At 65.0% G+C, this 15,762-nt stretch carries 16 protein-coding genes; 5 read left to right on the top strand and 11 right to left on the bottom strand.

The genetic code is table 11. The features are described from left to right. Positions 1–9: 9 nt before the first annotated feature. The 9 genes from F562_RS0102170 to F562_RS0102210 form a co-directional block, all read right to left on the bottom strand. Positions 10–1,086: a pyridoxal-phosphate dependent enzyme gene (locus tag F562_RS0102170; protein WP_018155277.1), complete on the bottom strand. Its 1,077-nt coding sequence runs from the start codon at positions 1,084–1,086 to the stop codon at positions 10–12. Continuing rightward, complete coding sequence (locus F562_RS0102175) at positions 1,073–2,302, bottom strand: MFS transporter (protein WP_018155278.1); 1,230 nt, start codon at positions 2,300–2,302, stop codon at positions 1,073–1,075. The genes F562_RS0102170 and F562_RS0102175 overlap by 14 nt, the downstream gene beginning before the upstream one ends. Then, positions 2,299–3,096, bottom strand: coding sequence for a Rossmann-like domain-containing protein (locus F562_RS0102180; protein WP_018155279.1), 798 nt, complete (start codon positions 3,094–3,096; stop codon positions 2,299–2,301). The genes F562_RS0102175 and F562_RS0102180 overlap by 4 nt, the downstream gene beginning before the upstream one ends. Continuing rightward, a complete protein-coding gene (locus tag F562_RS0102185; RefSeq protein ID WP_018155280.1) occupies positions 3,093–4,112 on the bottom strand; it encodes an ABC transporter substrate-binding protein in 1,020 nt (339 codons plus the stop codon). The genes F562_RS0102180 and F562_RS0102185 overlap by 4 nt, the downstream gene beginning before the upstream one ends. 42 nt (positions 4,113–4,154) lie before the next feature. Beyond that, entirely contained in the window at positions 4,155–4,907 is a 753-nt protein-coding gene (locus F562_RS0102190; protein WP_018155281.1) for an ABC transporter ATP-binding protein, read from the bottom strand. Then, on the bottom strand, positions 4,904–5,989 hold the full coding sequence (locus tag F562_RS0102195) for a FecCD family ABC transporter permease (RefSeq protein ID WP_245553597.1): 1,086 nt from the start codon (positions 5,987–5,989) through the stop codon (positions 4,904–4,906). The genes F562_RS0102190 and F562_RS0102195 overlap by 4 nt, the downstream gene beginning before the upstream one ends. Positions 5,990–6,054: 65 nt before the next feature. After that, complete coding sequence (locus F562_RS0102200; protein WP_018155283.1) at positions 6,055–7,917, bottom strand: Na+/H+ antiporter; 1,863 nt, start codon at positions 7,915–7,917, stop codon at positions 6,055–6,057. A 19-nt stretch (positions 7,918–7,936) separates the two neighbouring features. Continuing rightward, complete coding sequence (locus F562_RS0102205; protein ID WP_018155284.1) at positions 7,937–8,662, bottom strand: uracil-DNA glycosylase; 726 nt, start codon at positions 8,660–8,662, stop codon at positions 7,937–7,939. Between the two features lie 95 nt (positions 8,663–8,757). Continuing rightward, entirely contained in the window at positions 8,758–10,440 is a 1,683-nt protein-coding gene (locus F562_RS0102210; protein ID WP_018155285.1) for a DUF885 domain-containing protein, read from the bottom strand. Between the two features lie 95 nt (positions 10,441–10,535). Between F562_RS0102210 and F562_RS20000 the strand changes: the two genes are divergently transcribed. Both F562_RS20000 and F562_RS0102220 read left to right on the top strand, forming a co-directional pair. Then, on the top strand, positions 10,536–10,751 hold the full coding sequence (locus tag F562_RS20000; protein ID WP_156822480.1) for a hypothetical protein: 216 nt from the start codon (positions 10,536–10,538) through the stop codon (positions 10,749–10,751). Between the two features lie 16 nt (positions 10,752–10,767). Continuing rightward, positions 10,768–11,430 (top strand): MOSC domain-containing protein, encoded by a 663-nt coding sequence (locus F562_RS0102220; protein ID WP_040385162.1) that lies wholly within the window; start codon positions 10,768–10,770, stop codon positions 11,428–11,430. A 3-nt stretch (positions 11,431–11,433) separates the two neighbouring features. Here F562_RS0102220 and F562_RS20475 read toward each other — a convergent pair whose 3' ends face one another. Beyond that, positions 11,434–11,631 carry an acyl-CoA carboxylase subunit epsilon gene (locus tag F562_RS20475; protein ID WP_211206421.1) on the bottom strand — a complete coding sequence of 66 codons (198 nt, stop codon included), beginning with the start codon at positions 11,629–11,631 and terminating at the stop codon, positions 11,434–11,436. Then, a complete protein-coding gene (locus F562_RS0102225) occupies positions 11,628–13,022 on the bottom strand; it encodes an acyl-CoA carboxylase subunit beta (RefSeq protein WP_245553598.1) in 1,395 nt (464 codons plus the stop codon). Before F562_RS0102225 ends, F562_RS20475 begins: the two co-directional genes overlap by 4 nt. A 24-nt stretch (positions 13,023–13,046) precedes the next feature. Here F562_RS0102225 and F562_RS17745 point away from each other — a divergent pair, with 24 nt between their 5' ends. From F562_RS17745 to F562_RS0102240, 3 genes are read left to right on the top strand one after another with little or no spacing between them, the layout of a single operon-like run. Beyond that, a complete protein-coding gene (locus tag F562_RS17745; RefSeq protein WP_018155289.1) occupies positions 13,047–13,892 on the top strand; it encodes a biotin--[acetyl-CoA-carboxylase] ligase in 846 nt (281 codons plus the stop codon). After that, positions 13,889–14,950, top strand: a complete 1,062-nt coding sequence (locus F562_RS0102235; RefSeq protein WP_156822481.1) for an adenylate/guanylate cyclase domain-containing protein — start codon at positions 13,889–13,891, stop codon at positions 14,948–14,950. Before F562_RS17745 ends, F562_RS0102235 begins: the two co-directional genes overlap by 4 nt. Then, positions 14,923–15,726 carry an enoyl-CoA hydratase/isomerase family protein gene (locus F562_RS0102240; RefSeq protein ID WP_018155291.1) on the top strand — a complete coding sequence of 268 codons (804 nt, stop codon included), beginning with the start codon at positions 14,923–14,925 and terminating at the stop codon, positions 15,724–15,726. The genes F562_RS0102235 and F562_RS0102240 overlap by 28 nt, the downstream gene beginning before the upstream one ends. Positions 15,727–15,762: the final 36 nt, after the last annotated feature.

The following is a 15,762-nucleotide window of genomic DNA, read 5'->3' on the forward strand; positions in this document are numbered from 1 at the left end:
GTGATCACGCTATCCGCGCATCTGTGGTTCGTGGGCAACGGCCTGAGCTGGAGCCGGGCGGCCGTTCCACTCCATTCGACTCCACGGACGCGCCAGGTCGGCGGTGTCGGTCACGGTGATCGGTGCGTACGACGACAACGGACCGTGCTCGGCGTGCCGCGCGTGAACGGCGATGGCATAGCGATGACCGGTGTCGGGGGCGATGACAACGGTCCCGGGATTCCCTTGAGGCTGGTCAGCAAGGCTCCGCTCGTAGCGCGCGGCGGCCCATGCGGCGCCGCTGGAAAGACCTGCAAACAAAGCGTGTTCGCGCATCAGCGTTGTCGTGGCGGTGCACGCCACGTCGTGGCCAATCCAGTGAATTGTCGAATAGGCCTGGTGTCGCACATTGCCGAATGGAATTGAAGATCCAATACCGGCAATGATGATCTCGGGGTCATCGACATGGTCTGCGCCGAAGGTGACGCTTCCGAACGGTTGGACGCCGGTTACGGTGGACGGAAGGATGCGTGAAATGCCTTGCGCCACAGCAAAACTGGAGACGCCGGAGCCAACTGGGGCGACCAGATTGATCGAGTCGTGCCCGCGCGCCATGAGTGATTTGGCGACGGCCGCACCCACGGGAAGGTAGCCCGCGTCGTGCACCGGATCGTGGTATTGGCGCATCCAGTGGATCTCGGGCTCGGCGGCCAGGATTTCACGGATGCGGGCGACTCGCCGCGACTGGTCCAGTTCCAGCGACGAGGTTGAGGGCATCCGTTCCAGTTCGACGCCGAGCAGTTCCAACTCGGCTTCCATGACTGCGTCAATCGTGGTGGAGCCGATAATCCGGCAGCGCACGCCAAGTTCGTGACACGCCAGTGCCAGCGCGCGAGCATAGATGCCGGACGAGGAGTCCACCACGGTGTCTCCCGGTTTGACCTTCCCAGTGGTGATGAGGTGGTGCAACGCGGCACGCGCTGACAGCACCTTCATCGTTTCGAAGCGCAGCACGAAAAGACCAGGTTCGAGCGCAATCAAGTCGGGTGCACCGACTGCGGCCCCGGCGTGATCGAGGATTTCAAGCTGAAGTTCAGCGGTCGACATGGTGTTCCTTCGCAGGGAGAGGTTTGATGGCTTGGCCAGCGATCGCGCAGCCCGCCATGAGGAGCGCCAAGGTGACGCCAGTGGCCCGCCAACCGCCTAGCGCAAGAGTTGTTCCGACAAGCGCGGCGCCAGCGAAGACGCCGAGTGACTGGCCAGATCCGTTGAGGGACATGAGAGTTCCTCTTACCTCACCAGCCCGGCGGACTAACAACGTAATGACGCCCGCTGCCAGTAGCGCATGACCGATCGAACTGAGTGCGGTGCCGGCCAGGGCCAGGGGGAGGGAACTGGTGAGGAATAGCGCGGTATGGCCGACGGCAGCGAGGGCGCCACCGGCGCTGAGCACTGCCGGCGCCAATCGCAAGTTCCGGTCCTGGGCCAGGAATCGGCCCGACCACCAGGTCCCCACGAAGAACGCCGTCCCAGAAAGGGTCCACACCAGTGAGAAGGTCGTGGGGGAGAGGTCGTGGACCTGGTCGTAGTACGCCGCGACATAAGCAAGTTGGCCCATGAAGCAGGCGGTTCGGACGCAGGACAGTGCGATCAGCAGCACGGCACCAGGGACCCGTAGGGCGGTACGGAAGGCCTCGACATAGCCCGGCGCCGGGCCACGATCCGCGGGTCGTTTTTCAGGCCGTCGCACCAGCACAAGAGCAACGACCGAGCACAGGAGGGCCGCTCCGATCATGTCCCCCTGCCAGCCCCAGATCACCGCAGGGGCGGCGAGCAACGGGGCCGCCAGCATCGCGGTCAGCGTGGTGGTGGACGTCACCAGGGTGGCGGCCCGCCCCGATGCTGCCTCGGAGGAGTAACGGTCGGCGGCCATCGCCGATACGGCCGGGTTCAGTAATGACGTGCCGACACCGACCAGAAGGCAGAAGGCAATCCACCCAGCGGTGGCGGAGAGGAGACTGCCCAGGCACGCGATCGCCAATGTTGCCAGGGCAATTCCCGCAACCTTGTTTCGCGGTATGCGGTCAATGAGTGGCGCGGCAGTCGCGCCGAGCACCAACGCGGCGATGCCTCCAAGCCCACGGAAGCTTCCGATCACCTCGACTGGACTATCGGCGTCCTGCGCGATCGGAGCGAGGAAGTTGCCCATGATCGTGAAAGGAACCAAGCCAAGCGCCGCGGCGAGCAGAAGGGGCCACAACTCGCGCACCAACTGGCGATCGGGGGGAACCGCCGCCGTCGCTGGAACGGGATCGGTCGTCATGACTGGCGCGGGTAGAGGTAAAGAGCGGTCTCCTCGGCGCTCATCTGGGACAGGGGAAAGGGCTCAGCGGATACCGCCCGTACGCCATTGCCCAGGAAGGCGCGCGCCACCGCTGCACCTGTCTGCGCGTAGATGGTCAGCGGAATGGACCGCTCGGCACATCTCTCCCGGAGACGATCGAAGCTGCCGTTTCCCAGCGTCATTCCCGTTGCAAGGACTGAATCGGCTTGATCAACAACCCGGTTCATGTCTCGGTCGACCGGATCACCCCACTGTGTCTGATCGAGCGTCAGGTCGCACGGCAGACACTCGCCGCCACGCTCACGGATCGCCGCGACTAGCGGATTCACGACACCAATCAGCGCGACGCGTTGTCCTGGCGTGATCTCGAGGAGGTCCGCGATCGCCTTATCGCGCGCCACCGCGCGCTCATCCGGCGTGCCCGCAGGCAGGACGATGCGTTGGGCGCGAGCGTCGTGGCGATGCGGAGAGACGGCACCAAGATAGGCATCGAGTGCCGCGACACGCACCGGAAGGCGGTGGTCCGCGAGCAGGTCGGCGATCGGGGTGCCAGAGAGCTCGATGATCTCCTCGTCCACGACTCCCGCGTCGACGGCGCAGACGCCGAAGGCGCTCTCGCATCGAATCAGGATGTAGCGGTTGCGGAAGACCTGAGGGCTGCCGGCCAGCCTGGTTCCGTGCTGGAGCCAATGAACGCTCCTGGCGATCAGCGCCCGGGGACCAGTTGACGTGGCATCAGTGAGGGTCTCGGCGATGAGTTCGTCAACGGTCACTTGAACCCCTTCTTGTCGAAGTACGCCGAAAGTTCCTCGGCTGCATCGAGATTGCGCGGTCCACTCACAGCCTTGCCGTAGTCCATGACGTGAATGTGGTTGTTCTTCACTGCTGGAGAGTTCTTGATCGGGGACTGGTTGCGCAGGTAGGCGATCTTGTCCTTGACGGGAGTGTCGTCGTAGTCGATCACGACGATGACGTCCGGATCGGCCTTGGCGACGGACTCCCAACCCATCGTGGCCCAGCGCGCATCGATCTTCTCCCCAATGTTGCGTCCGCCCGCGAGGTCGATGATGTCCTGCGGCGCGGTTCGGCGACCCGAGGTGTAGGGGTCGGTTGTCCCAGAGTCGTAGACGAAAACGTCAGGGGTGGCGGTGCGCTCAGGACGCTCCGTCAATTCAGAAGCGCGCTTCTTGAGGCTCGTGACCAGCTTCTTGGCTTTGTCCTGAACGCCGAAGATAGCGCCAAGGTTGGTCAAGTCCGCATAGGTGTTCTCGAGCGCGTAGTGCGAGCCGGGGGCGACAGGTTTTCCGGCGGTCTTTCCCTTGTCGTAGTTGAAGCAGGTCTCTTGTTGGATGTAGCTGCCAATGTCCAACTTCTTCAACGACGCCGGAGTGATGCCACGCTCCGGGCTAAACCCCGCCTGCCATCCGGCAAAGACCCAATCTGACTTGGCCGCCACGACTTGCTCCTGGCTCAGAACATCGTCACCGATCTTGGGAGTCGCGGCGTAGTCCTTGTTGAAAGTGGAACGCTTCGCGCTGCTGTTGGCGGTCGCAGGAAGCACAATTTTCATGTCCGGTGCCAGACCCAGGGCGAACATCTTCTCGATCGCGCTCATGTCGTACGCCACGGGCGTCGTCGGGCGCTTGACGCTGGTTTGCACCCCACAACTGGTGATCGTGGCGGATGAGCTCGAATTGTCTGCGGCTTCCTTCACCTCTGCACCGCACCCAGCGGTGATCAGGATCGGTGGAACGAGGGCAACAGCCATGGTGCGACGGGTGGGCAACATGCGAGTTCCTTTCAAGAACAACGAGTTCGGGCTGAGCGGGGATCAGGACGGAGCAAAGAGGAGATGGTGTGTGCCATCGCCCGGATGGCGCACTATCACCGGGCGAATTCCGTAGACCTCATAGATGAGATCGGGCCTGAGGGTCGATATCGGAGGGCCGGTAGCCACTGCTCGACCGTGGTCGAGCACGAGCACAAGATCACAGACGGCGGTCGCGAGGTTGAGGTCGTGAAGCGCCATCACCACGGTGCGATCAGAGCGTGCGACGCGCGAGATGACCTGCAATTGGTGCCGCAAGTCGAGGTGGTTAGTCGGCTCGTCCAGCACGAGCACGGGCGTGGTCTGGGCCAGAGCGCGCGCCAGCATGACACGTTGCCGTTCGCCGCCGGACAGGCTCAGGATGCTGCGATGGGCGAGGGGGGAGACGTCCGTCCATTCCATGGCCTGGGTCACGGCATGCGCGTCGGCCTCTGCATCGCGAGGGTGTGGGTGACGTCCGAGTTCGATGACCTCCCGCGCGGTGAAGTCCAGGTCGCCAGGATGGTCCTGTGCCAGAACCGCAAGGTGTCGAGCCGAGCGTAGAACGTCTGCGCTTCGGACGTCCTCGCCGTCGACCAGCGCCGCACCCCGAGTCGGCGTCAATGATCGGTACAAGCAGCGCAGCAGGGTGGATTTTCCACTTCCGTTGGGTCCGAGGATGCCGAGCGTTTGACCAGACGGGACGGTGATGCTGATGTCGTCGACCAGCGTTGCGGCATCGACCGTGACGCCGACTTGGGCGAAGTCCACCTTCATCGCGCACCCCCGAAGGTGTATCCGCGACGACGGATGAGGTGCAGGAAGATCGGCACACCGATGGCTGCGGTGATCACCCCGAGGGGAATCTCCCGAGGGGGCACTGCCACCCTGCAGACCAGGTCAACCCAGACGAGAAAGATCGCTCCGACGAGCGGGGCGTACAACAGCACCAGCCGGTGTCCCGGGCCGACGACGAGGCGGACTACGTGAGGGACGATCAGCCCGATAAAGCCCACGGCACCGCTGACCGCGACCATGGCACCGGTACCAAGTGCAGTGAGAATGAACAGGTTTCGGCGAAGTTTGCTGGGGTCGACTCCGGTGGAAAGCGCCGTCGCATCCCCGAGGGAGAGCACATCCAGTTCGCGCGCGTGCCGCATGAGCCACACCGCCGTGATCAAAAGCGCGACGACAGCCACGGGAACCGAAGTCCAATTGGCTCCGCCAAGGCTGCCGAGCAGCCAGAACATGACCGTACGAGCCGCGTCGCCACGCGGCTCGATGAAGACGATGATGCTCATCAGGGACTGGAAGCCGTAGGCGAGTACCACCCCGGTCAGGACGAGGCGCATGGGTGCGATGCCGTCGGTGCCGCGGGCAGCGAGATGAACAAGTAACGAGGCGGCCAGTGCACCGATGAATGCCGCTACCGATAGGCCGTAGATCCCGAACCCACTGAACAGGCCAAAGGCCACGACGGCGCTGGCGCCGACCGAGGCGCCCGAGGAAACGCCCAGAATGAACGGGTCGGCAAGGGGGTTGCGGACCATGGCCTGCGCTGCGACGCCGAGGATGCCCAGGCCCGCTCCGACCGTGGCGGCGAGCAAGACCCGAGGCGTGCGAATGTCCCAGATGACCGTGTAGTTGGTGGCTTCGGCAGCGCTGACAGATCCGCCGGTCAGCGCGGCGCGGAGGAAGTACAGCGTGTCGCTGAGCGCCATGGACGTTCCACCCCAGGCGATAGCCAGCGCCATGGATACCAGCAACACAACGACCAGAGCCAGGGTTGCCCGGGCGCGAGCACCCCGTGTGGCTAACGGCCGACGGACATCCGCCGTGGGCGTGGGTGCGGTGGTCACGAGTCAGAACGATAACTATTATCACTCTCGCGTCAAACTCGCCCCGCCTTTCGGGCGGGGTCAGGTCAGCCTGGAAGCTGATGCACGTAGCACCAGCGCCACTCTTCGCCCGGCTCGAACGTTCGCATGACTGGGTGACCTGTTTCCTCGAAGTGACGCCGGGAATGCTGGCCCTCCGAAGAGTCGCAACAGCCGACAAATCCGCACGTCAGGCACAGTCTGATCTGCACGGGGTCGACTCCGTCGGCCGCGCACTCTGGACAGGTGTCGTCATGGGTGAGCGGGTCAACAGCCGTCGGTGCGTGTTGAAGGTCGGGGCAATCGCCTTTACGGGCTTCAGGAGTGAGCAAGACATGCTCCCGCATCTCCGCGTCGCGGGTATCAAGGGTGGTGAGCATGGCCTCTTCGATGTCGAGCGCATTCATGACACCGGCCAGCACCTCGTGGTCGACGGTGCCCTCGGAGCGGAAGTGCAGGACTTTCTCACGCTCGGCAGCGAGCATGTCCAGGCGAAGCCGTCGGTAGGTCGCCGTGGGGGACTCGCCAGTCTCCTGGGTGCTCCGCCCGAGGCGCTCCCACGCGAGGTTAGTGCGGCGATCCGCCTGTTGTTGAAGGGAGTTCACGATCGCGCGCGGCGGATCTGTCTCCTCGACTTGCTGCGCAAGGTTATGGCTCCCGGCGCTCACTGCGGCCTGCAGGAGTTGGGCATGCTGGAGCGCGTCTTCACGAGGGTCGGGGCCGTGGAGTTGAAGGCGTCGCGCCAACCAGGGGAGCGAGAATCCTTGAATCGCAAGCGTGCCAATGGTGACTACCAAAGCGATATAGATCAGCACATCACGTTGTTCGATATCGGGTGTGATGAGGAACGCCGCGGCCAGCGTCACCACCCCGCGCATGCCAGCCCATCCGGCGATAACGCTCTCCCGCCCGCCCAACGATTCGTGCTCCCATGGAAGTAGACGCAGGATCGCAAACCAAGCGAAGCGCAACACCATCACCACGAGCAGAATGACCACGGCAATGAAGGTGGCGAATCCGAACCCGACAGGACCTTCGATCACGCGTTCTGCGATCGTTCGTGCCTGCAGGCCGATGAGGAGGAAAACCATGTTCTCCAAAAGGAACTGCACGCTCGCCCAGTTCTGACGAGTCGCCACACGAGAGGTTGCCGACTGAATGTACGGCGCCTTGTGGGCCAGGAGCAGACCGCAGATGACAACTGCGATCACGCCGGAGGCATGCACTTCTTCGGCGGGCAGGTAGGCCACCCATGGAGCCATGAAGGACAGCAAGACCGAACTGACCGGGTCGTTCACACGCCGCTGCACCCAGGCCAGAATGACGAATGCGATGAAGCCGATAGCGGCGCCGCCGACGGCTGCCAGCAGGAAGTCCAAGCCAGCACCCAGGAGCGTGACTCCACTTCCAGCGGCAGCGAGCGCGGTTCGTAGTAGCACCAAAGCGGTCGCGTCGTTGAACAGTGACTCGCCCTCCAGGATCGACACCACGCGACGCGGTAAACCGATGCGTCGCGCGATAGCGGTCGCCGCGACGGCATCGGGCGGCCCGACGACCGCGCCGAGAGCCAAGGCGGCGGCGAACGGAATGTCGAGGAGATACCACGCCACCAATGCCACACCAAACGCGGTGAAGAGCACCAGCCCTACCGAGAGCCGCAGGATTTGCTTGCGCTCCCGTCCGAGGTCCAGCAAGGAGGTCTGGCTGGCGGCGGCATAGAGCAAGGGTGGAAGGAACCCCAGCAGGATGAGTTCGGACTCGATCTCGACGTGGGGGAAGCCGGGGGCGACGCTCAGGAGAGCGCCAATCGCCGTCAGAAGCAAGGGTGCGGACATGTTGGCTCGGCGAGCAATCGCGGAGCCAGCGAGGACGACGGCCACAAGGCCGAGAATGGGGAGGGCGACGTGCATGGAGCGAATGTAGTTCGTATTAGAGGTCGGCGATCACCGCATCCAGCATCGACTCGGTCAGCCTTCCGGTGAAGGTGTTCTGCTGGCTGACGTGATAGCAGCCATGGAGGCGGACGTCGCGACCGTCCGGCACGGCGAGAAGGACCTCGGCGCCATGGCCAAAGGCGGGGCTCGGTCGGGGTACGTCCCAGCCGAGACGCCGAGCGGCGGTCAGCGTCGCGTTCCATCCGATCGAGCCGAGCGCCATGATCGAGCGCAGGTATGGCAACGACAGGGTGAGGTCACGGTCGAGCCACGGCGCGCACGTTGAGCGCTCCTCGCCGGTGGGCTTATTGGCCGGGGGCGCGCAGCGAACCGCCGAGATGATGCGAATCCCATGGAGTTCCAAACCATCCCCGCTGGCCCACGAGTCGGGTTGACTCGCGTAGCCCGCGCGGTGAAGGGCGGCATACAGCCAGTCACCGGATCGATCGCCGGTGAACATCCGACCGGTGCGGTTGGCGCCGTTGGCCGCGGGGGCCAGACCCACGATCAGGGTCGGGGCTTTGGGGTCGCCGAAGGCTGGCACAGGTCGGCCCCAGTAGGGCTGGTCGGCGAATGATGCGCGGCGCCCCGTCGTCGCGACCTCCTCGCGCCAGTCGACCAGGCGTTCGCACGCGCGGCATACCGAGATCCGTGCGTCAAGGGTGGCCTGGTCGGGTGCCGAGGTGGCCAGCTGCGCCACCTCGTCGGCGTCCCTGGCCATGGGGGTACGCGACGTTGCGACCTCACCCGGCCACCCGCGGCCTGGTGGTACGGGAGACTCGAAGGCTGCGCCGCTGACGGGGTGTGGGTGCGTGGTCAGCCCAGCACCGCTTCCCGAAGGGTGTCGAGCCCCACCCCGCCGATGTCGAGCGCGCGACGGTGAAAAGCCTTGAGGTCAAAGGCATCTCCCTCGCGGGTTCGTACCTCATCGCGCAGTTGTAGCCACAACCTCTCGCCGATCTTGTAGGACGGTGCCTGACCCGGCCAGCCGAGGTAGCGGTCGAGTTCGAAGCGCAAGAATCCTTCGTCCATGTCGCAGTGCGCGTTCAAGAACTGCCATGCCTTGTCATAGGTCCACGCGCCGCCGCCCACTTCGGCTGGAGCCTCGAATCCGCAATGAACACCGATATCGAGCACCACGCGAGCCGCGCGCAACGATTGGCCATCGAGCATGCCGAGCTTGTTTCCGGGGTCCCCGAGGTAACCCAGCTCTTCCATCAGGCGCTCGGCATACAGCGCCCAGCCTTCGCCGTGCCCCGACGTCCAGGCGTCCATGCGGCGCCACGAGTTGAGCAACTCGGAGCGGTACATGGTCTGCGCCACCTGAAGGTGATGCCCGGGTACGCCCTCGTGATAGACCGTCGTCAACTCGCGCCAGGTGCCGAACTGCTCAACCCCCTTGGGTACCGACCACCACATGCGTCCGGGGCGAGAGAAGTCTTCACTAGGCCCGGTGTAATAGATGCCGCCCGACTGCGTGGGAGCGATCATGCACTCGATCGTGCGGACCGGGTCGGGAATATCGAAGTGACGTCCGCCCAACTCGGAGATCGCCTCATCCGCCTTCTCCTGCATCCACGCCTTGAGGGCGTCAGTCCCATGCAACTGATAGGTCGGGTCGGCATCGAGAGCCGCCATGGCGTCCTTCACAGACGCGCCGGAACTCACCTGATCGGCAACGGATTCCATCTCTGCCGTGATGCGGGCCAACTCTTCCTGGCCCCAGTCGTAGGTTTCCTCCAGGTCGATGCTCGATCCAAGGAATTGGCGGGAGAACAGCGGATAGATCTCCCGGCCGCAGCCATCGGCCTCGCGAGCGTGCGGCAGGACGTCTTCCCGCAGGCGCGCGCCGGCACATGAGTAGGCCTCAGCAGCGAGACGTACCGCCTCCTCTAGGTCGTTGCGTACGCCCTCGGAGAGGTCGTCATCGCCAGCCCGCGCACCCCTCGCCAGCCCGGCAAAGTAGCCGTCTTCGGCCGTATGATCTTGCGTCTGGCCGATGCAGGCCTCCACCTGCCGACGGGCCGCGACATTGCCTTGCTGGCGGGCGACTTCCAGTGACTCGAACCACTGATCTAGCGCCGTGGGCATGGCGCGGAGCCGGCTCGCGATGGTCGACCAATCCTCGTCTGTGTTCATCGGCATGAGGTCAAGGACATCGCGCACTTCCTGGAGCGGGGCTGCGATGTTGTTCAAGGTCGCGAGGTCTTGGCCAGCCTCGTGAATATCGCGCTCCAGTCCCAGGCGTTCAGTCATCGCCGAGATCGTGATCCGGTCGACATCGTCTTGGGGTTCCGCTCCCGCGAGCTTGCCGAGGGTGGTGTTCACCAGGTTGGCTCGCGCCTCGAAACCGGCTGGTGAGAAGTCGTCCAATTCGCCGTCATGGCCTGGAACTCCAAGGTAGGTCGCGGCAATCGGGCTGAGCTTGAGGGTCTCGGCGTGATGCTCTTCGGCGATGTGGTCGACGGCGGTCGTCTTGCGGGCTGGAGTCTGGGTCACGAGATGACTCTAGGGAGCGAACATGCTCGATGCCACTGAGTTGGGCTGAACGTCAATTTCCCGCGCTCGACCGTCGCGCCGTGTCAGGATGGGTGATGGCTTTTATCTGTGATCAGTGTGAGAAGCGACAGGGTGGGCGAGCGGTCACGACCGTGACGGGGCGGACCGTGTGTGCGCGATGTGATCGCGACACGCAGAGCGCGGCGGCTGGGGTCATGGCCGCAGAGTCGACAGGGGGCTCGCCGGTGGGTGGCGCGATCGCCACGATGGGTTGGCGGGAGAGATTCCGCCGCGCCGTCGGCAAGAAGTAATGCCACAGGCGGCCGAATGACCGCTCAGGTGCTGTCGGTCAATGTGGGGGCTCCAAGCCCGCCGCTGGGTAAGGGCACCTGGACAGGCATTGGCAAGCAGCCGGTGGCTCAGGCAACGGTTCGAGCTCCCGGACCCAAAGACGGCGGGCTGGGCAGTGGGCTGGTGGGGGACTTCATCGGGGACCGCGCATCGCACGGTGGCGACCACCAAGCGGTGTACGCCGTCGCCCGGGAAGAACTCGATTTCTGGCAGACCCAGCTCGGGCAGGATCTGCCGAACGGTTGGTTTGGCGAGAACCTCACCACGCTTGGCCTTGATGTTGACGCGGCGATCCTCGGCCAGGAGTGGGCGATCGGGGAAGACGTCGTGCTCCGCGTTGACGGACCGCGGGTCCCGTGTGTCACCTTCGCTACTCGCATGGGCGTTCCGGGTTGGCTGAAGTCTTTTACCGCGCATGAGCGCCCCGGCGCCTACCTATCGGTGGTGCGCCCGGGCACGATCCGGCCTGGTGATGTGGTGGTCGCTGCCGCCGCACCTGCGCACGGCATTGACGTCAGCACAGCTTTCCGCGCCTGGATGGGGAATGCGCAGGCGGCACGCAACGCGCTCGCCGCCGGAGTGATGGCGACCGAGAAAGACCATCTTGAGCGGGTCGCTGCCCGCGCCTCGTCAGCTTAATTCTCAGCGGGGCAGCGCGGATCGTGCCCATGCCCCGGGCCCTGGGCGAATGCCCGCACCGACCTGACGGGCGGCATGGCCCCAGACCTGTACCGGAGCTGCTCCCTCCGGGTTGGTCCCGCCCAGCGTGGACAACACCGCGACAACGGCGGCGATGTCCTGCGGTGTCGCGGCTCCGCGAATGATGAGTGGCGTACTCACAGCGGCAGATTTCCGAACTTCTTGGGCGGTCGGGAGTGCTGCTTGGACGCCAGCATGCGCAACGCTCGCGCGACAGTGGGTCGGGTCTCGGAGGGGGCGATGAGGCCGTCGATATCGCCGCGCTCGACTGCGGCATACAGGCTGGTCTCCTCGGCAGCGCCAAGACGGGCCGACGGCCAGGCGAAGCAGAGGTCCGCGCCCAAACTCTTGGAGCCCATCACCTCGAACGCGTCGCTGCGCGCATTGCGAGTCACCACCGTGATGAGTGGCACGGTGGCCTCGGCATAGGCAAAGGCCAACGTGGCACCCCGACGCACCATCACACCGTGTTCCTCGCTCGAAATCGGTTGTAGCCCAATCGAATCGATGAATGTCACCACGGGGAGGTTGAACGCGTCGCAGGTGCGGACGAAGCGGGCGCCCTTCTCGGATGCGTTGAGGTCGAGGGCTGCACCCCCATACAGCGGTTGATTGGCGACGACACCCACTGGTCGCCCGTCGACCCGGCCGAAGCCAGTGACCAGGTGAGGTGCGAAATGCGTTTGGGTCTGGAGGAATTCGCCGTCGTCCAGGATGCCCCGGACGGCCGTGGTGACGTCATACGGAAGGTTCGCCGAGTCTGGAATCAAGACATCCAAGGCGAGGTCGTCCTCGGTGGCCGCTGGGTCGGTCACCTCGTCGCTCGGTGCCGGGGCATCGAGGTTGTTAGAGGGCAGATAGGTCAGTAGATCGACGACGAAGGCCGTGGCGTCCGCCTCGTTCGCTGCGAGGTAGTGCGCGACACCGGTCGTGCTCGCGTGCAGGTGAGCACCGCCGAAGTTCTCCGTTCCGCTGTCCTCATCGAAAAGGATCGACAGGACTTCAGGGGAGGCCATCGCCAGGTGAGAGTTCTCATCCACCATGACCACGAAATCGCCCATCGTGGGGAGAAAGGTCTCCGCTCCGAGGCCGGAGCCCAGCACGAGGGAAAGGTGGGGGATCACCCCAGAGGCGCGCGCTCGCCGCCGCAGCAGGCCCGCTATCACTCCGGGCTCAGGGGCCGGGCCAAAGTCGTGGATGCCGACCACCGGCGAGCCAATGGTCAACGCGAGGTCCATGACCGCCCCGATGCGCGCCGCCCCTCGCTCCCCGAGAGGCTGAGGGCCCTGGGCAAAGATGCACACGGTGCGGCCGTCGACCAGGCCGTGCCCGGTGCGTACTCCGTCGGCGGCGAACTCGTCGAGGCTCGTCCACGACCCTTCATCGACCAGACGATTGATGCGATCTTGGGCGGCTGACGGCCTCTCAGCGGCTCGATGCTCGCGCAGATCAGCCAGATCGCTGGCGGTGGTGTGAGCGTCTGGCCGGTCGACGCCGGAGCGAGGGCAGCCGCCTGGTTCGGGCATCGGCATGCGCCAGACAATAGTCTTAGTGGTGTGAGCCACAGTGACCTGACCGCGAAGTCACTCCGGCGACCCCTCGATCAGCAGCGCCTCGCCGCACGGCTCGAGGGCACCAGATGGCTCGCCGCCGAGGTTTTCGACTCCATCGGCTCTACGAATGAAGAGGCCGCCAAGAACGCGATCCCCGGACGCGTTCTGGTCGCCTCCCACCAGACCAGCGGGCGGGGGCGCCTTGCCCGACCCTGGGTCGCGCCGCCGCATGCTTCGGTGGCGATCTCCGTCGTCCTTCCTCTGCCGGTGGACTCTGCCCAGTGGGGGTGGGCGCCGCTTCTCGTGGGAATCGTCGTACGCCGCGCCCTCGCACCGCGTGCTCCTCAGGTGGGAATGAAGTGGCCCAATGACCTGCTCGCCCGGGCTGAAGACGATGACGAATGGCGCAAACTCGTGGGCATCCTGTGCCAGACGTCGGTGGGTCCTGATGGCCCGGTATTGGTAGTCGGCGTCGGCATCAACACCGACGTGCGCCTGGAGGAGCGACCGGTAGACACCGCCACGTCTCTACGCATGCTTGGCCAGCCGGTCGACGATCCGGAGGACCTGGTCGCCGATGTGCTTGATGGTCTTGCTGAGGTCGAACAGTGGTTGCACGCTGCCCCAGCCGCACTGGAGCAGCACAAGATGGCCTATCGGCGAGAGTGCCTGACCATTGGACTCGCCGTGCGCGTCGAGACTCCGGAAGGGAACCTCGAAGGCATTGCGCACGCCATCGACGACGCAGGCCGCCTGGTTGTACGCCACGCCGCCGGGGACACCGCGCTCGCCGTCGGTGACGTCGTGCATGTCCGACCCGGGGCCGGAAGCGGGAGTGGGTGGCGATGACAACTCCCCATGGATTCCGAGATGGCGATGACCGCGCCAGGTTTGTCGATGCGATTCACGAACGAGTGATGCAGTCGCCCCGGACGCTGCGCCGCGCCGAGATTGCCGAACGGGCAGGTGTCGACCCAGAACGCACCCGGGAGTTATGGCGAGCTCTGGGATTCGCCAACGCCCGCGATGACGACATCATCTTTACGGAGCGGGACGCTGAGGCGCTGCGGCAGGTGACTGACCTCGTGGGTGATGACGTCATCTCCGAGGCGACGACGCGCGGGCTCGCGCGCGCATACGGCCGCAGCATGGATCGCCTGGCGATGTGGCAGACGCAGGTTTTGAGCGACCTGGTGACGGGCGAACAACTGGCCCTCGACAGCGAATCCGCGCGACGCACCGCAGAGTTGACGGCTGACCTCGCGGATCGTCTCGAACCGCTGCTGGTCTATGTGTGGCGCCGCAATGTCGCGCAAGCGGTGTCCCGACTCGTGGCAGACAGCGAGCCGGAAAGTCACTTGGGCGTCCGCCGCACGGTGGGCTTCGCGGACCTGGTCAGTTTTACCTCGTTGGTGCGCAGACTCAGTGAACGGGATTTGGCCGAACTGGTCACTCGATTCGAGGCGCTGGCCTCGGACATGGTGAGTCTCCATGGCGGAGCGCTGATTAAGACCGTGGGAGATGAAATTCTCTTCACCCACGAGTCACCTGCGGATGCGGCGGCTATTGCGTTGGATCTGGTTGACGCGGTCGACCGAGACGATCTGATCCCGCACCTTCGGGTTGGACTTTCCCAGGGCCGCGTGTTGGCGCGTCAAGGGGATGTCTACGGTGACACCGTCAACAGGGCAGCACGGTTGACAGCGACGGCGCGCCCCGGCGGTGTGCTCGTCGACCACGACGTCGCATGGTCGATAGCCACGCACCCGCGTTTCACCGTCGAGGAACTCGACGCGATTGATCTCGCGGGTATTGGCACCCTGCGTCCGTGGACGTTGACGCGAGGGCCGGGCGGTCCGACCGACGAAGAGGAGACAGCATGGTTGAAGGTGCAGGAGAACCTCTAGTACGCCTGCAGCGGCATGGTGAGGGCGGGCACGTTGCGGAACTGATCCTGGACCGTCCGTCGGCGATGAACGCCGTGTCGACCCAGATGGCCGAAGCCATCGCGGAAGCAACACGCGAGCTTGCGGCAGACGACCAGGTACGTTGCGTGGTCCTCACCTCGACGCACGAGCGGGCCTTTTGTGTCGGCGCCGATCTCAAGGAGCGCGCTTCTTTCTCGGACGCTGACCTGGTGCGCCAACGACCCATTGCCCGACGTGCGTATGGCGGAGTGCTGGACCTGCCCATGCCCGTCATCGCGGCGGTGGATGGCTTCGCACTCGGCGGCGGCCTCGAACTCGCCCTCGCCTGCGATGTCATCGTCTGTGGCGACGGCGCGCTCGTCGGGTTGCCGGAGGTGTCTGTCGGTGTGATCCCCGGTGGAGGAGGCACGCAACTTCTGGTTCGGCGCGTTGGGTGGTCTCGGGCGAGCCGTCTCATCTTTTCCGCCGCCAAAGTGTCGGCGCAGGAGGCGTACGACCTCGGGGTGGTAGATGAACTCGTTCCCTCGGGAACGGCTAGGGACGCCGCACTGGGGTTGGCGACGACGATCGGCGCCAACTCACCGGTCGGCCTTCGCAACGCGAAGAAAGCGATGCGCCTAGGCGGCGATGCTGGCCTCGCCGCTGGCCTGGAGATTGAAGATGCTTGCTGGCGCGCAACAGCGTTTTCCGGCGACCGAATCGAGGGCGTTCGCGCCTTCGCCGAGAAGCGGCCACCACAGTGGCCGGGACAGTGAGAGCGGATGAGCGACAGCGCGATGGGCAGCAGAACC

The sequence above is a fragment of the Demetria terragena DSM 11295 genome, assembly GCF_000376825.1.
In the GTDB taxonomy this organism is placed as follows: domain Bacteria; phylum Actinomycetota; class Actinomycetes; order Actinomycetales; family Dermatophilaceae; genus Demetria; species Demetria terragena.